Annotated in this window: 14 protein-coding genes; 12 read left to right on the top strand and 2 right to left on the bottom strand. The window is 59.3% G+C overall.

Features of this window, described 5'->3' with window-relative positions; all coding sequences use genetic code 11:
• The first annotated feature begins 52 nt into the window (after positions 1-52).
• The 7 genes from ACR3FB_RS18305 (at position 53) to ACR3FB_RS18275 (ending at position 6,658) form a co-directional block, all read left to right on the top strand.
• Positions 53-790 carry a GntR family transcriptional regulator gene (locus ACR3FB_RS18305; protein ID WP_480566527.1) on the top strand — a complete coding sequence of 246 codons (738 nt, stop codon included), beginning with the start codon at positions 53-55 and terminating at the stop codon, positions 788-790.
• Positions 787-1,839 carry an aldo/keto reductase gene (locus ACR3FB_RS18300; RefSeq protein WP_480566525.1) on the top strand — a complete coding sequence of 351 codons (1,053 nt, stop codon included), beginning with the start codon at positions 787-789 and terminating at the stop codon, positions 1,837-1,839. The genes ACR3FB_RS18305 and ACR3FB_RS18300 overlap by 4 nt, the downstream gene beginning before the upstream one ends.
• Positions 1,829-2,257, top strand: a complete 429-nt coding sequence (locus tag ACR3FB_RS18295) for an RbsD/FucU family protein (protein ID WP_480566523.1) — start codon at positions 1,829-1,831, stop codon at positions 2,255-2,257. The genes ACR3FB_RS18300 and ACR3FB_RS18295 overlap by 11 nt, the downstream gene beginning before the upstream one ends.
• Positions 2,254-3,084, top strand: coding sequence for an amidohydrolase family protein (locus ACR3FB_RS18290; RefSeq protein ID WP_480566521.1), 831 nt, complete (start codon positions 2,254-2,256; stop codon positions 3,082-3,084). Before ACR3FB_RS18295 ends, ACR3FB_RS18290 begins: the two co-directional genes overlap by 4 nt.
• 1 nt (position 3,085) lies before the next feature.
• A complete protein-coding gene (locus ACR3FB_RS18285) occupies positions 3,086-4,198 on the top strand; it encodes a fumarylacetoacetate hydrolase family protein (RefSeq protein ID WP_480566519.1) in 1,113 nt (370 codons plus the stop codon).
• A gap of 12 nt (positions 4,199-4,210) precedes the next feature.
• Positions 4,211-5,713, top strand: a complete 1,503-nt coding sequence (locus ACR3FB_RS18280) for an aldehyde dehydrogenase (NADP(+)) (RefSeq protein WP_480566517.1) — start codon at positions 4,211-4,213, stop codon at positions 5,711-5,713.
• A gap of 102 nt (positions 5,714-5,815) precedes the next feature.
• A complete protein-coding gene (locus ACR3FB_RS18275) occupies positions 5,816-6,658 on the top strand; it encodes a fumarylacetoacetate hydrolase family protein (protein WP_480566515.1) in 843 nt (280 codons plus the stop codon).
• A gap of 91 nt (positions 6,659-6,749) precedes the next feature.
• Here the strand turns inward: ACR3FB_RS18275 and ACR3FB_RS18270 are convergent, their stop codons facing one another.
• Together ACR3FB_RS18270 and ACR3FB_RS18265 are read right to left on the bottom strand one after the other, a co-directional pair.
• The gene (locus ACR3FB_RS18270; RefSeq protein ID WP_480563951.1) at positions 6,750-8,573 is read right to left on the bottom strand and encodes a BCCT family transporter; all 1,824 of its coding nucleotides are present in this window, start codon (positions 8,571-8,573) and stop codon (positions 6,750-6,752) included.
• Positions 8,574-8,647: 74 nt separating this feature from the next.
• Positions 8,648-9,592, bottom strand: a complete 945-nt coding sequence (locus ACR3FB_RS18265; RefSeq protein ID WP_480565742.1) for a PDR/VanB family oxidoreductase — start codon at positions 9,590-9,592, stop codon at positions 8,648-8,650.
• A 256-nt stretch (positions 9,593-9,848) separates the two neighbouring features.
• Here ACR3FB_RS18265 and ACR3FB_RS18260 point away from each other — a divergent pair, with 256 nt between their 5' ends.
• From ACR3FB_RS18260 to ACR3FB_RS18240, 5 genes are all read left to right on the top strand, one after another.
• On the top strand, positions 9,849-10,754 hold the full coding sequence (locus ACR3FB_RS18260; protein ID WP_480565740.1) for a LysR substrate-binding domain-containing protein: 906 nt from the start codon (positions 9,849-9,851) through the stop codon (positions 10,752-10,754).
• Positions 10,755-10,857: 103 nt separating this feature from the next.
• The gene (locus ACR3FB_RS18255; RefSeq protein WP_480565738.1) at positions 10,858-12,015 is read left to right on the top strand and encodes an aromatic ring-hydroxylating oxygenase subunit alpha; all 1,158 of its coding nucleotides are present in this window, start codon (positions 10,858-10,860) and stop codon (positions 12,013-12,015) included.
• Positions 12,012-13,463, top strand: a complete 1,452-nt coding sequence (locus ACR3FB_RS18250; RefSeq protein ID WP_480565736.1) for an aldehyde dehydrogenase family protein — start codon at positions 12,012-12,014, stop codon at positions 13,461-13,463. The genes ACR3FB_RS18255 and ACR3FB_RS18250 overlap by 4 nt, the downstream gene beginning before the upstream one ends.
• 2 nt (positions 13,464-13,465) lie before the next feature.
• Complete coding sequence (locus ACR3FB_RS18245; RefSeq protein WP_170463900.1) at positions 13,466-13,705, top strand: hypothetical protein; 240 nt, start codon at positions 13,466-13,468, stop codon at positions 13,703-13,705.
• Positions 13,706-13,900: 195 nt separating this feature from the next.
• On the top strand, positions 13,901-16,321 hold the full coding sequence (locus tag ACR3FB_RS18240) for a GcvT family protein (protein WP_480565734.1): 2,421 nt from the start codon (positions 13,901-13,903) through the stop codon (positions 16,319-16,321).
• Positions 16,322-16,465: the final 144 nt, after the last annotated feature.

The following is a 16,465-nucleotide window of genomic DNA, read 5'->3' as shown; positions in this document are numbered from 1 at the left end:
AGTGGTAGATCTTCTATTGTCAACTAACATGTTAGAATGTTAAACCCTGATCATGAACAAGCTCCAAGATATTGACGCCTCTCTCCTGCCCGAGATTGCGACCACCGAAGGGTCGCTGGCTCAGCGGGTTCACCACTCTTTGAAAACGGCGATTCTGGCGCTGGACTTTCCACCGGGCGCGAATCTTCGGAAGGCCCCGGTTTGCGAGCGTTTAGGCGTGTCACGCGCGCCTGTTGCGGACGCCATCGCCCGGCTTGCATCTGAAGGTTTGGTGGATGTGGTCCCGCAATCGGGGACGCGTGTGTCCTATTTCTCGATGGACGAAATCCGCGAAGGCGCCTTTCTCCGTGAAGCACTCGAACTAGCAACCGTCGCCAAAGTGACGCGGGACCTGACCGAAGATCAGCGCAAACGCCTCAGCCGCAATATGCGCCTGCAAGAGCTTTTGATCGAAGATGATGATATTCCCGGCTTCTATCAGGCCGACGAAGAGTTTCACGGCATGCTGATGGACTTCACCGGCTTCCGTCACCTCGCCAACGTTGCACAGAATGTTTCTCTGCAGGTGAGCCGGGCGCGGATGCTGTTGCTGCCGACCCCCGGCCGGATTGCGGAAACACTGGCGGAACACAAAGCCATTTTTGACGCAATTTGCAGCCGCAACGAACAGGCCGCTCAGGACGCAATGCGCGCCCATTTGGGACAGCTGATGCCGAGCATCGAGGAGCTCAGGCAGCAAAAGCCCCACCTTTTCAATCTCACCCAACAGTCGCACAGCGAGGCAGGATGACCGTTTCACAGACAGAATTGCTCAATAACCGCACCGCGCGGCCCGTTCCGCTGACCCGGATGGGATTTGGCGGTGCCCCGCTGGGAAACCTGTACCGCAAAGTGTCGGATGAGGACGCGCAGGCCGCGCTTCAGGCCGCTTACGATGCGGGCATTCGGTTCTTCGACACCGCACCGCAATACGGGCTTGGGCGGTCCGAGCGCCGCTTTGGTGAAGCGATTGCCCGCCTTGGCCGAGAGAATATCCAACTGTCCACCAAGATCGGGCGTCTGCTGCTGGATTGCGAACCACATGAGGTCACACCCGAGGCCTTCGTGGACGTTCCGCAAAAACGGATCGTGTTCGACTATACCTATGACGGCGTGATGCGGTCCTACGAGGCCAGCCGTGAGCGGATCGGGGTCGCAAATGCCGATATCCTTCTGGTGCATGACGTCTGTGTGTTCAGCCAGGGCAGTCAGGAAATGTCGGACGCCAAGGTGCGTGAACTGTTCGACGGCGGCGGCTACAAGGCTCTGGTTGAGCTGCGCGACGCCGGAGAGATCGCCGCCATCGGCGCAGGTGTGAACGAATGGCAGGTATGTGAAAAGCTGCTGGGTCTGGGCGATTTCGACGGCTTCCTGCTGGCCGGTCGCTATACGTTGCTTGAGCAAGAGGCATTGGACAGTTTCCTGCCCCTTTGTGAAAAGCGCGACGTGGGGATCATTCTGGGCGGGCCATACAACTCCGGCATCCTCGCGACCGGAGCCGTGCCGGGTGCAAAATACAATTACGCCGATGCGCCCGAGGAAATACTGGCGCGCGTCCGTAAGATCGAGGCCGTTTGCGCTGCGCATGACACCCCTCTGATCGCGGCGGCCCAGCAATTTGTTCTGGGCCATCCGTGCGTCAAAACAGTCGTGCCGGGTGCCGTCAGCGCAGCCGAGGTGCAATCCAACGTGGACCTGCTAGAACGGGAAGTGCCCCCGGGCCTCTGGTCTGATCTGCGCTCCGAGGGGCTGATCCGTCCGGATGCACCGCTTCCGAGTGAGGCCGCCGATGCTGCGTAACATCGACCCCATTCTGTCGCCCAGCCTGCTACATGCGCTCAGAGCCATGGGTCACGGCGATGAAATCGTGATCGCGGATGCGAACTTTCCCGGTACAAGCACCGGCCCGGATTGCATCCGGGCGGATGGGTCAACCGCCAGTGAGGTGCTGCGGGCTGTGCTGTCCGTGATGCCTCTTGATACATTCGTGACCGACCCGGCCCTGACCATGAAGGTAGTCGGTGATCCGGACGCAATTCCCGAAGCCGTCGCGGATTTTCAGGAGATCATCGACACGACTGCGGACAACCCTGCTAAGATTCAGGGGCTCGAGCGGTTTGCCTTCTATGAGCGTGCGGCGGACGCGTTTGCCATCGTTCAAACGGGCGAGCGCAGGCTCTACGGCAATATCATCCTGAAAAAGGGCGTGATCGGATGAGGATTGACGCGCATCAGCACTTCTGGGCCGTGGCGCGGGGGGACTATGGCTGGCTGACGCCTGACTTGGACGTGATCTACCGCGACTTTACCCCCGATGATCTGGCCCCAATGCTGAAAGACGCTGGCATTGAAGGTACGCTGCTGGTGCAGGCTGCTCCGACGGTGGCCGAGACGGAATATATGCTGTCCCTGGCGGACGAGACCTCATTTATCAAAGGTGTTGTAGGTTGGGCCGATTTCGAAGCCTCGGATGCGGCGACCCAAATCGCTGCGTTGGATGCGCACCCAGCGCTGGTTGGGCTTCGTCCGATGATCCAGGACATTACCGACCCACAATGGATGCTCGGCGACGCTCTGACTCCAGCCTTTGCTGAACTCACAGCGCGGGGCCTGACGTTCGACGCATTGACCTTGCCGCAGCATCTGGGACCGCTCAGAAAGCTACTGTCTCGTCATCCGGACATGAAGGTTGTCATTGATCACGGCTCCAAGCCGCTGATCCAGGACGCAATACTCGAGGGTTGGGCCGAGGATATGGCAGCGCTGGCCAGCGAGACCAACGCATGGTGCAAACTGTCCGGTCTTGTCACCGAAGCCGCATCCGATTGGACCGTCGATGATCTGCGACCTTATGTGGACCACCTGTTGAACACCTTCGGCCCGTCGCGCCTGATCTGGGGCAGCGATTGGCCCGTTTGCACCTTGGCGAGCAGTTATGAACGCTGGCTGGAAACCACAGACCTTTTGCTGAGCCAGCTCAGCAGCTCCGAACGCGATGCCGTCATGGGTGGCAACGCCGCGCGGGCCTATAACCTCAGGGATTGATATGACTCTACCAAATCTGGACTCCAACGGGCTGTGGCTCGGACGTATTGAGCGCGCTGGGATTGGCCCCTGCGTAGTGACCCTACGGGATGGCCGCGTGGTCGACATCACGTCGAAAACTGCGCCAACCGTTCGGGATATTCTTGAGCGGGACGATGCAGCGGATTACGTCCGAGCGGCGCAGGGCGAAGACCTTGGCCCGTTTGACGCGGATCATCAGTGGCTCGCTCCTTGTGACTTGCAAGCGGTCAAAGCTTGCGGCGTCACATTTGCCGGTTCCATGGTCGAGCGCGTGATCGAGGAACAGGCCGCAGGTGATCCGGCCAAGGCCGAGGCGATACGGTCGCGCATCGGCGCGCGGATTGGCGACAGCCTGTCCAATATCACGCCCGGCTCGGATGAGGCCGCAAAGGTCAAAGAGGCGCTGATCGAAGAAGGACTCTGGAGCCAGTACCTGGAGGTCGGGATTGGTCCAGATGCCGAAGTATTCTCCAAAGCGCAGGTTTTGTCTTCGGTCGGCTCGGATGCGGATATCGGGCTGCACCCGATTTCCACCTGGAACAATCCCGAACCCGAGGTGGTCCTGGCCGTAACCTCTCGCGGCGAAATCAAGGGCGCGACCTTGGGCAACGATGTGAACTTGCGCGATGTCGAGGGGCGCTCGGCCCTGTTGCTAAGCAAGGCCAAGGACAACAACGCCTCATGCGCGATCGGCCCAATGATCCGGCTGTTCGACGATGGCTTCAACCTCGACGACGTGCGCAAGGCCGAGTTGACGCTGACTGTCACCGGACCCGATGGGTTTGTTCTGAATGGCGCGTCTTCCATGTCCCAGATCAGCCGCGATCCGGCGGATCTTGTGAAACAGACCATTGGACGCCATCACCAATACCCGGACGGGCTGATGTTGTTTCTGGGCACGCTCTTTGCCCCAACCCAGGACCGTGACACTCACGGAGGCGGCTTTACACATAAACTGGGCGATATCGTCACCATCGCCAACAGCCAGCTTGGGGCGCTGACAAACACGGTGCGCCTGTCCACGGAATGCCCCGAATGGACCTTCGGGGCCTCACACCTGATGCGAAACCTCGCCCAACGCGGCCTGCTGTAAGAGAGAACCAAAATGTTAACTGGAAAACACCTGATCGCTGGCGAATGGGTCGGCGCAGACGCCACTTTTGCATCGGAACCTGCCCATGGTCCCAGCCATGATTTTGCCGTTGGCACGCCTGCGCTGGTTGACAGTGCCGTAGGCGCCGCCGAGGAGGCGTTTACCTCATTCGGATGGTCAACCCGGGCCGAGCGGGCGGCCTTGCTGCGCAAGATCGCCGACGAGATTGACGCACGTGGCGAAGCGATCACTGAAATCGGAACGCAAGAAACCGGCCTACCCGAGGCCCGTTTACAAGGCGAACGTGGCCGTACCGTCGGTCAGCTGCGTCTGTTCGCCGATCACATTGAGGCGGGCGACTATCTGGATATGCGCCACGACCCGGCCATGCCCGACCGCGCACCCCTGCCCCGCCCCGACCTGCGCATGATCCAGCGCCCGCTGGGGCCTGTGGCTGTGTTCGGCGCGTCCAACTTCCCGCTGGCCTTCTCGGTCGCGGGGGGCGATACGGCGGCCGCGTTGGCCGCAGGCTGCCCCGTCGTGGTCAAGGGTCATTCGGCGCATCCCGGCACTGGTGAGATCGTCGCGCAGGCCATCGACGCCGCCATCAAGGCGACAGGCGTTCATCCCGGTGTGTTCTCATTGGTGCAAGGCGGCAAGCGGGATGTGGGAACGCGTCTGGTGCAGCATCCTCTGATCCGGGCGGTTGGATTTACCGGCAGCCTTGCTGGTGGTCGCGCCCTGTTCGATCTGTGCGCGCAACGCGACGAACCAATCCCGTTCTTCGGTGAGCTTGGCTCAGTCAATCCAATGTTCATCCTGCCGCAGGCCGCCGCCGCGCGCGGGGCTGAGATCGGGACCGGCTGGTCTGGCTCTTTGACCATGGGAGCAGGGCAGTTCTGCACCAATCCCGGCATCGCGGTTATAATTGACGGCCCCGAGGCAGATGCGTTCCAGTCTGCCGCCGAAGCTGGCCTGTCCGCTGTAGCCGAGCAAATCATGCTGACCGATGGCATTGCCGAAGCCTACCGTCAGGGGGTTTCGCGTGTTGCGGCGGGCACCGGGGTCACCCAGATCATGGGCATCAGCTGCGCGACGCGTGATGCGGCGCCCTACTTGTTTACGGTGTCCGGTGATGACTGGCTGGCCGATCACAAACTGCAAGAAGAGGTCTTTGGCCCGCTCGGCATCGTCGTCCGCGTCCGCGACACAGCTCAGATGCAGCAGATTGCGCGCGCCATCGAAGGCCAGCTGACCTGCACCTTGCATTTGGACCCCAGCGACAAACCCGACGCGCAGGCGTTGCTGCCGCTGCTGGAGCGGAAAGCCGGGCGCCTGCTGGCCAACAGCTTCCCCACAGGGGTGGAGGTCTGCGACAGTATGGTTCATGGAGGCCCCTACCCGGCCTCGACGAATTTTGGCGCGACATCGGTTGGTACTCTGTCGATCCGTCGTTTCCTGCGGCCGGTCTGCTATCAGGACATTCCTACTGATCTGCTTCCTGAGGATGTTTAACGCTGCAGGATGCGCATTGCGGGCGATGCCAGCAGAAATACCATCGAACAGCCGTCTGCCATCGGCGGCGGCTGAACGAGCTAAACAAAGAAGGGGCGCGATATGAAACTGCTCCGCTATGGCCCGAAGGGCGCTGAGAAACCCGGGCTGCTGGATGCCAAAGGTACGATCCGCGATCTTGCGGGGGAGGTTAGCGACATTTCGGGCGAAGCGCTGGGGGATGAAACGCTTGCACGGTTGCAGGCGATTGATCCCGCGAGCCTGCCCAAAGTCGACGGCTCACCCCGTATCGGCGCCTGCGTCGGTCATGTTGGCAAGTTCATCTGCATCGGCCTGAACTATGCGGATCACGCCGCCGAAAGCGGTATGGAACTGCCGCAAGAGCCGGTGATTTTCTTCAAAGCCACCTCGGCCATCATAGGCCCGGACGATACCGTCGAAATTCCGCGCGGCTCGGTCAAAACCGATTGGGAAGTCGAACTGGGCGTCGTCATCGGAAAAGAGGCCAAGTATATCTCGGAAGAAGAGGCGCTGGACCATGTCGCGGGCTACTGCGTGGTCAACGATCTGTCGGAACGCGATTTTCAACTGCACCGCTCGGGGCAGTGGGTCAAAGGCAAGTCCGCCGACACGTTCGGCCCTATCGGCCCATGGCTGGTGACACGGGATGAGGTCTCGGACCCGCAAAACCTGCTAATGTATCTTGAGGTGAACGGGCATCGCTATCAGGACGGCTCGACCAGAACGATGCATTTCAGTGTTGCGACGGTGATCTCGCACCTGTCGCAATTCATGTCGCTGCAGCCCGGCGATGTGATCTCAACCGGAACGCCCCCGGGTGTTGGCATGGGGCAGAACCCGCAAACCTATCTGAAGCCAGGCGACCGCATGGAGCTTGGAATCGAAGGATTGGGCGTACAACGGCAAAGTGTCGTCGCGGGATAACCGACGGTGCCCTTTCTACGGGGCCCTACTCTATCAACGCAAAAGCGCCGCCCTTTTGGGCGGCGCTTGGCTTGTTTGTGTTTTGGTGGGTTTATTCTGCGGCCTGTGGTGCCTCGGCGTGTTTGTCACGCTGGCTGTCGCGGAACAGTGCCTTGGCGAGGGCGACCATCATCAGGCCCATCACCATAGTGAAGGGCAGCGCGCCGATGATCATCGCGTTGCGCAGAGCGTCCATCGGGTTGTTCTCACCCGCTGCAAGGATCAGCGCGCCGATCACCGCCAACAGGATCAGACCCCAGATGATGCGGTGCTTGATGCCCGTCTCCTGGCTGCCGCCCGACATGATCGTGTTCATCACCAGGATGCCCGAATCCGCCGAGGTCACCAGGAAGGTCATGATCAGCACAACGCACATCACGTTCAGCATCGACAACAGACCACCGTCGATCATGTAGGACAGCGTCACGAACAGCTTGTTGGTGTTCGAGGCCCCGATGATCGCGCCTCCGGCTTCACCGGCCAGTTCCAGATCGATCGCGGTGCCGCCCAGAACCGTCATCCATGCAAAGCAGACCAGCGCCGGTGCGAAGACACAGCCCAGGATGAACTCACGCACGGTGCGACCCTTCGAGATGCGCGCCAGGAACAGGCCAACAAAGGGCGAGAACGCAATCCACCAGGCCCAGTAGAACGTGGTCCAGCCTGCCTGCCAGCCAAACTGACGACCCTGCTCACCGGCGGCATAGGCCGCGGCCAGAGTGGCCTCGTCGAGTTCCGCTGCCGCGCCTTCCAGGCCGCTCTTGAAGCCGTCATAGCTGCCCCAGGCATTGGTCGCGCCACCCATCAGGGCATCCGCATGGGCCTGAGCCTCGGCCGGTAGAGCCGCTGCAAACGCCTCGGCCGAGAGCGGACCATAGGCGCCAAAGCTCAGCGACAGGAAGTGCAGGATGTAATCCACCAGCGCGGTGCCATAGGTGGTCATCGCAAAGACGAACGAGCCGAAGACGACAAATGTGCCCAGCAGGATGATCGACAGCACCAAGTTCAGGTTCGACAGGTACTTAACACCCCGTCCAACACCCGACACAGCCGAGATGATCGACAGGCCCATGATCACCAGCAGACCTGCAATCAGGCCAACCTTCGACGGGGCCGGAACTTCACCATTGAGGTCCATGATCCACTCCATCCCGGTGATCGCATAGACACCGTCGATGAACTGGCTGACGCCGTAGCCGATGGTGACCGACACACCCAGGATCGTTGCCACAACGCCCAGAACGTCGACCACATGGCCCAGGAAACCGTTCATCAGCTTGCCAAACAGCGGCGTCAGCGCCGAGCGGATGGTCAGCGGCATGTTGCGCGTATAGGCGTAATAGGCCAGCGACAGGCCGGTCACCACGTAGATCGCCCAGGCGTGGAAGCCATAGTGCAGATAGGTGTAGCGATAGGCCGACTGGACCGCCTCGGGCTCATTGCCGGGCACGTCGCCCGCAACAACCACGGGGTTGGAACCCCACAGGCCCAGAGGCTCGGCGGTGGCGAACACCATCAGGCCCACACCCAGACCGGCGCCGAACATCATCGAGAACCACGAGAAATTCGAGAACTCGGGCTTTTCCCCGGGCGTCCCCATCACCCGCTTGCCGGTGGCCGGCAGCAGCGCAACGATGGCCAGAAAGAAGAAAAACAGACCTACGATGATGACGTAGAAGCTATTGAAGACCTCCAGAATCTGAGAGTTCCAGCTGCCCAGAGTGCTGTTCGCGTTCGCCGGAAAAATCAGCGCCCAAAGCACAAGGGCTACCATTACACCCTTACTGATCAGCGCAATCGGAACGCTGTTGTTCTCATAAAAACCGCTATCCGCGGTCTTAATGTCCAAATCCGTAAACGGTTCCTTAATCGACATCAATTTCCTCCCATTTTTGCGTTTCTTGTAGACGTTGCGCACCGAAAAACCCGGCTTGCTGTCAGGTTATCTTCTTAAAGTGCCAAGACCAGACGGTCGGATTTTGCCCTGGATACACAGGTGCATAGAAAGCTGTTCGATGCTTGCTCCTCGGGTGTCAGTATGCCGTCCCGGTGGTCCACCTCACCTTCGACGACGTCCACCATGCACGACCCGCACAGACCTTCGGAGCAACCGAAATCCACATGAACTCCGTTGGTTCTTAGCACGTCGAGAATGGTTTCATCCTTGGACACTTTTAAGACAGCTCCCGTCGACTGGACCTCGACTTCAAAGCTGTCGTTGGGCGCGTGCTCGATATCGGAAGCAGCCGCAAAACGCTCAAAGTGGATGGCCCCACCGCGCAGAGCGCTGCCAGACTCGAGGACCGCGTTCAGCATCGGTTCCGGACCGCAAGTGTAGACATCAGCGCCCATCGGCATGGATTGCATGACAGCGGTCAAATCGAACTGCCCGTCTGTGTCGTCGCAATGCAGATGGTACCACTCATCCAGACCCAAAGCGCGAAACTTGTCATCCATCGCGGCTAGATCTTTGGATCGGACCAAGTAATAGACCCGGAAATCCTGGCCCCGATTCAGCAGCTCACGCGCCATCGCGACCATCGGGGTGGCACCAATACCGCCCGCGATAAGGGTCACGTGGCGATCATGGCTTTCAAGCTTGAAGTGGTTGCGCGGACCTCCGATGGCGACCTCAACCCCCTCGTCCAATGCGTGCATGGTCAGCGACCCCCCGCGACCACCATCCTCACGCTTGACGGCGACGTTGAGGGTGCGACCGTCTTGGCTCCAACTCCAGAGAGAATACTGACGCACCAGATCGTCACCAAGGTGGATATCCACGTGCGCGCCGGGTTCAAGTCCGGTGAAACGCCCCTGTTCAATTTCGAAGCAGAAATCCGAAGTGTCCGAGCTGAGTTCAGTTTTTCGGATCAGACGCGCTTTCTGAGTGTTCATCGGGCTACTCATCTTATCTTGCGCCGAAAAGAACCGCAGAAAGGCAGTCATTGTGTCGGCCTTGGTGTTGACTACTTCCTGGCTTGGGTCGGGGCGCGCCTCGGAGGGACGGCAAAGAACTGCAATACCGCCCTTCGAGAAAGACGGAACTTCATCAGGCGCAAAACTGCAGAAAAAAAGATAGTTTTCAATTGCAATATTTTTCGCGCTCAGGTGAAGGTAGCTCAATCAAAAACCTCAGAGCCACGTATCCCTCATGTCGCGACGCCACTACAATCTACCTCCGCTTGCCTCGCTTTCTGCCTTCGAGGCTGCCGCCCGGCACCTCAGTTTCAAGGTTGCTGCAAGCGAATTGTCCGTCACGCCCGGCGCTGTCAGTCATCAGATCAAAGCATTGGAGGCCGAGCTGGCATCCCCGCTTTTCATACGTAAACATCGCGGCGTTGAACTGACCGAGGATGGCGCGGCGCTGCTAGAGGCACTGGGAAGCTCTTTCCTGAAAATCTCGAAAGTTCTTGAACAGATTCGCAGCGGGGATTCCGACAATCATGTCACCGTCGGGTCCACAACAGCGGTTGCCGCCTTGTGGCTGTCCCCGTCGGTCATTCGGTTTTGGCAGGACTATCCGCACGTAAAAGTGAACCAAATGGCCGAGGATGCATATTTTGCAGATCGCTCTGACGTGGACTTTTTCATTCGATACGGCAAAGATCCGAATGCCTCTCTGCCGCATACTAAGCTGTACCGGGATATTCTGACACCCGTTTGCAGCCCCGAACTGGCGGAAGAGCTTAAAGGGGCCAACCTCCGAGACCTGACAGAACACCGCCTGATTCACCTTGCAACCAAACACAGCAACTGGACCACATGGACGGACTGGTTTCAGGCGTTAGGGTTTAATGAGAGTATTCAGACGCAAGCGCGTGTAAGCAGCTATGCTCTGGCCCTGCAGGTTGCCAGAAAGGGCGCTGGAGTCGCCCTCGGCTGGAAGCGTTTGCTAAAACCCATGCTGGATTCCGGGAAACTTGTGGCTTTAGAGGCATTCAGCATCCCTGCGCCGCATAATTTCTATCTGGTTGAACGAGAAAACGATAGCCTGTCAGAAGGGGCGCTGGCCTTGAAAGAATGGCTGCTGAATGAGCTTGAGGAGAATTCGGTTTAGCTCTGCTCATCTATCGGTTAGGATTTTTAGTATTGAATGCAGGGCCTCTGCGCTGCCAATGGGAGCCTAGAAAACGCCAATTCAAAAGTCTTAGGAGTGACTGATGAACAAGCATGCACCGCTTTCGTCTGTTCTGACCCCGGTAAACACAGCAAAGGGGCTGCCGAACGCGCACTATATCGACCCTGAAGTGTTTACCGAGGAACGCGACTCGGTCCTGTTTGCGAACTGGTCCGGGATCGGTTTTGGCAAGGATATCCCTGAGGCTGGCGACGCCTATCCGATTGATTTCCTTGGTATGCCTCTGCTGATGGTCCGTGACCGCGACGGTCAGATTGGCGTGTTCCAGAACACCTGCCGCCACCGCGGCATGATCTTGGTCGACAAGCCTCAGAAAATCCGCGGCGCGATCCGCTGCCCCTATCACAGCTGGTGCTACGGCCTTAACGGTGAGTTGCGCACCGCTCCTCATGTCGGCGGCCCCGGTCAGAATACCCACGAAGATCTGGATTTCTCGGAACTGGGTCTGATCCGCATCCGTTCCTACGTCTGGCGCGACGTGATCTTTGTTAACGTCGACGGCAACGCCCCCGAGTTTGAAGAAGTTCACGGCGAGCTGATGGAGCGTTGGAAAGAGTTCGAACAACCTATGTATCACGGCGGCGCTGGCGCGTCGGTCCAGCTTGAGCTGGATTCGAACTGGAAACTGGCGGTCGAAAACTTCTGCGAAAGCTACCACCTGCCCTGGGTTCACCCCGGTTTGAATAGCTATTCCCGTCTGGAAGACCACTACAACATCAACGAGCTCGGCAAATACTCGGGTCAGGGCACCCTTGTGTATCGTCAGTTCGAAGGGGAAGACGGCTCGAAACTGGCTGATTTTGATGGCCTGAGCGAGAAGTGGCACGAAGGCGCGGAGTATATCGTGGTCTACCCCAATACCCTGTTGGGCGTTCAACGCGACCACGGTTTTGCCTTCATCATCGACCCGATCACTCACGAGCGGTCGAACGAGCGGATTGAGCTGTACTATGCCCAGAAACCCGAAGACAGCCCCGAGCACGAAGGCCTGCGCGCGCAAAACGCGGCGCTTTGGAAAACCGTGTTTGAAGAAGACGTCTTCGTGGTCGAAGGCATGCAGAAAGGTCGCCATGGCGTCAAATTTGACGGTGGTCGCTTCTCGCCCGCAATGGACGGCCCCACCCATTGCTTCCACCACTGGGTCGCAACGCAGATCGAAAAGGCACGCGCGGAGGCATGACCACTTTTCTGAACGACGGCTTGGCCAGGAATTTCCTGGCCGGGTCGTGGGTGGAGGGCGACAAGGGCGCCTCCATCGCGGTGGAAGATCCCGGCAATCAGGATCACGTGGCGGACGGCGCGCAAGCCCGTGAGGAGTCGCTGGCTCAGGCGCTCGAAGCCGCCCGCGCCTCGTTCGAACGCGGTGATTTGGCAGATATGAAGCCGGCCGAGCGTGGCCGCCTGATGATCCGCATCGCGCAGGAAATCCGCAACCTCGCGGATGAAGGGGCAGAGTTGCTGTGCCGTGAAAGCGGCAAAACGCTGGACGCGGCCCGGGATGAGTTCATCGAGGCGGCTCAGTATTTCGAATATTACGGCGGCGTCGCGGACAAAATTGAGGGCAAGTCGATCCCGCTGGGCCCAGACTATGCTGATTTCACTGTATTTGAACCCTACGGGGTGTCGGCGCAGATCGTGCCGTGGAACTTCCCTGTTTCGATCGCTGGTCGTTCACTCGCACCGTCCATGGCGGCGGGAAACTCGACCATCATCAAATCGCCCGAGCTGGACCCGCTTGCACTGGCGATGCTGGGCGTCGCGCTGGAACGCGCCGAGGTGCCTGCCGGTGCGGTATCGATCCTGAACGGGATCGGCTCGGATCTGGGCGCGAAACTGGTGGCAAGTTCGCAGGTGGATCAGATCGTCTTCACCGGATCGGTGCCGACCGGCCAGCATATCCTGCGCGCGGCCGCAGACAACGTGGTGCCTTCGTTGATGGAACTGGGCGGTAAATCCGCCGCCGTCGCCTTTGACGACGCGGATCTGGATACGCTGATGTCCAGCCTTCAAAGCGGTATTTTCTACAATGCCGGTCAGGTTTGCTCTGCCATGGCCCGAGTGCTGGTGCATCGCTCGATCTACGATCAGGCCGTGGAACGTGCGGCTGCGCTGGCCAATGGCCTAAGCGTCGGTCACGGGCTAGAGAACCCCGATCATACGCCGGTCGTGTCAAGCCTGCAGCTGCAGCGCGTGGAAGAGATCACCTCAACCGCCCGTCAGGACGGTGCGCGGGTCGCAGCCGGTGGTGCGCGACTGGATCGCAAGGGGTATTTCATGGCCCCGACCATTCTGGCCGATGTCGACCCCGCCAGCCGCATCGCGCAAGAGGAAGTCTTTGGCCCCGTCACCTGCTTCACACCCTTCGATACCGAAGAAGAAGCCGTCGCCATGGCCAATGGCACCGAATTCGGTTTGGTCGCGGGCATCTTCACGCGCGATCTCGCCCGTGCCCATCGGGTGGCGCGCAAATTGCGGGCAGGTCAGGTTTTTGTCAACGAATGGTTCGCCGGAGGTGTCTCGACCCCGTTCGGTGGCGTCGGCAAATCCGGCTTCGGTCGCGAAAAGGGACTTGAGGCGCTCTACAACTATGTTCGCACCAAAAACATCGCCATTTCGCTAAAGGGATAGCCATGGATCGCGAAGCCTTAGATCGTGAACTGCTAGAGGCACATGCCAATTGCGACCAAGAGGCGCTTGTGCGCCTGTACACGATTGCCGCCGACGAACGAGAGCTGGCCCAGGACATTGATGCCGCCTGTTTCTATCTAACCCATGCCTTCGTCTTTGCACTTGAATCCGGCCACCCAGAGGCAAGCAATCTGAACAAACGGCTGGCTGATTATGGCCGCGCCCACAGACTGGAGTTCTGAGCAATGTCGGCAAAGTCCAAGTGAAATAGTACGCGGTACCCGGCGGTGCCCCGTATCCCCAAGAAGTGAATGCAGGCTGCGTCTCTGGTCAAACCGGGTTCTCAGTTGACGCGTTTAGAACAGTTATGGGTCTGAATCGCCATATTCTTTACGAAAGACCGGTTCTGACATGACACAGCAAATCAGGAAGATGAAATGCGCGAAGAAGCACAGGCGGTAGTTATCGGCGGCGGGGTGATCGGTTGCTCGATCCTCTACCATTTGGCCAAATTGGGATGGTCCGATGTGGTCCTGCTGGAGCGGGATGAGTTGACCTCTGGCTCAACCTGGCATGCGGCAGCCAACATTCACGGTCTGCATGACAGCACCAATATCAGCCGCATCCAGCACTATACGATGAACCTGTATAACTCGCTGGAGGAAGAAACCGGCCAAAGCTGCGGTGTCTTCCAGCCCGGCTCGCTGTATCTGGCCCAGACGGAAGAGCGGGAACACCAGCTGAAACTGCAGGCCGCAAAGGCCAAGCTCTATGGCATGAACTTCTATGAGATCAGCATTGAAGAAGCGCAGAAGCTGAATCCGCTGGTCAACTACGAGGGCATCCGTTGCGTGATGTTCGAACCCGATGGCGGCAATGTCGACCCGTCGGGCGTGACCAACGCCTATGCGGTCGGTGCCCGCCAGCGCGGCGCCGAAATCCATCGTTTCACGCCCGTCACCGCGACCGAACAGCAGGAAGACGGCACGTGGATCGTCAAAACGCCCAAAGGTGACATCAAAACGCCTTGGGTCGTGAACGCGGCAGGCCTCTGGGGCCGCGAGGTGGCCAAGCTGGCTGGCATCGAGTTGCCGCTGCAGCCCACCGAACACCAGTATTTCGTGACCGAGGCGATGTCTGACGTCGAAGGCCACGGCACCCGCCTGCCCTCTGTCTCGGACCGCGATGGCGAGTATTATCTGCGTCAGGAAGGCAACGGCCTGTTGGTCGGCGCCTATGAAAAGGACATGAAGTTCTGGGCTGAGGAAGGCACGCCTCTGGACTTCGCCCATGACCTGTTCCCCGACGATCTGGAGCGGATCGAAGAAAACATGATGAACGCGATCGAACGCCTGCCCGCCGTGGCTGAGGCCGGGATCAAGCGCGTCATCAACGGCCCAATGATCTGGTCTCCGGACTCCAACGTGCTGATGGGGCCGGTGCCCGAGGTAGATGGCTATTTCTGCTGCAACGGCATCATCCCCGGCTTCTCGCAATCGGGTGGCATGGGCCTGATGGCGGCGCAGTGGATCATCGAAGGGGAAACCCAATACGACATGTTCGCGTGGGACATGGCGCGCTTTGACACCTGGGCCACCAAGGAATTCACCATGGCCAAGGTGCAGGACCAATACGCGCACCGTTTCGCCATTCACTTCCCAAACGAAGAACGCAGCGCAGGCCGCCCTGCCCGCGTGCGCCCCATCTACGAGACGCAGAAAGCCATGGGTGCTGTCTTTGGCCTAAACGTCGGTTGGGAACACCCGCTGTGGTTCGCTGATGAGCCGGGTGTCGTGGATACAAACGGCTTCACTCGTCAGAACTGGTGGGCCCCGGTTGGCGAAGAATGCAAGATGCTACGCGAGCGTGCGGGGATCATCGACATCTCGAACTTCGCCAAATACATCTGCAAAGGCCCCGGTGCTGCGGATTGGTTGAATGCGGTCTTCGCCAACAACATGCCCAAGGTGATCGGCCGGTCCTGCCTGACCCCGCTGATCTCAAAACGCGGTGGCATTGCCGGGGACTTCACCGTCACCCGCGTGGCCGAGGATGAGTTCTGGGTTATCGGTTCTGGTATGGCAGAACGCTACCACAAGCGTTTCTTCAAGCAGGTCCCTTTGCCCGAAGGCACCAGTTTTGAAAGCCACACCGAAGCAATGTGCGGCTTCAACGTCGCCGGTCCGAAATCGCGCGAGATCCTGCAGCGGCTGACCAACGCGTCGCTGACGAATGAGGATTTCCCCTTCATGCGCTCGGCCAGGATCGAGCTGGCAGGTGTTGAACTTCTGGCCCTGCGTGTCTCCTTCACAGGCGATCTGGGGTGGGAGCTGCACTGCAAGACCGAAGATCAGGCGCGCCTTTACGATGCTCTGCTTGAGGCGGGCAAAGAGTTCGGTGCTGGCCCGGTTGGTAGCCGCGCCCTGATGTCGATGCGTGTTGAAAAGGGTTATGGCTCCTGGAGCCGCGAATACAGCCCCGAATACTGGCCGCATGAGGTGGGTCTGGACCGTCTGTGCAAGTTCGAGAAGGACTTCCTCAACAAAGACGCCGCCCAGAAAGTGCTGGAGAACCCTGAACGTGAACAGTTGGTCTTGTTGCATCTGGATGAGGCCGACGTGACGGCCTCCAACGCGGACGCCACTGGCGGTGAGCCGATCTTCAAGGACGGCGAAGGCGTCGGTCGGGTCACCTCGGGCACTTATGGCTATACCGTCGGTATGTCGCTGGCCTTGGGTTACGTCAAAAACGCCCAAACTGGGGACGAGGTTGAAGTGATGGTTCTGGGTCAACCTCACAAAGCCACCATCCTGCACGAGCCGCCCTTTGACGCGGCGGGCAAAGCCCTTCGGGGCTAAACGTCGAACAATCATGTTTGAGCCAGTCCTTCTCTGGGCTGGCTTTTTCATTTCTTCATCAAAGTCGCGTGGCACTGCATAGGCGCGTTTGACCCAGCTACGCTCAAGCAGACTTCAGACAAACAAATGGCCAGCACCCCAAAT

This window comes from Ruegeria sp. AO1 (assembly GCF_056535985.1).
This window is presented reverse-complemented; position numbering and strand designations above follow the sequence as displayed.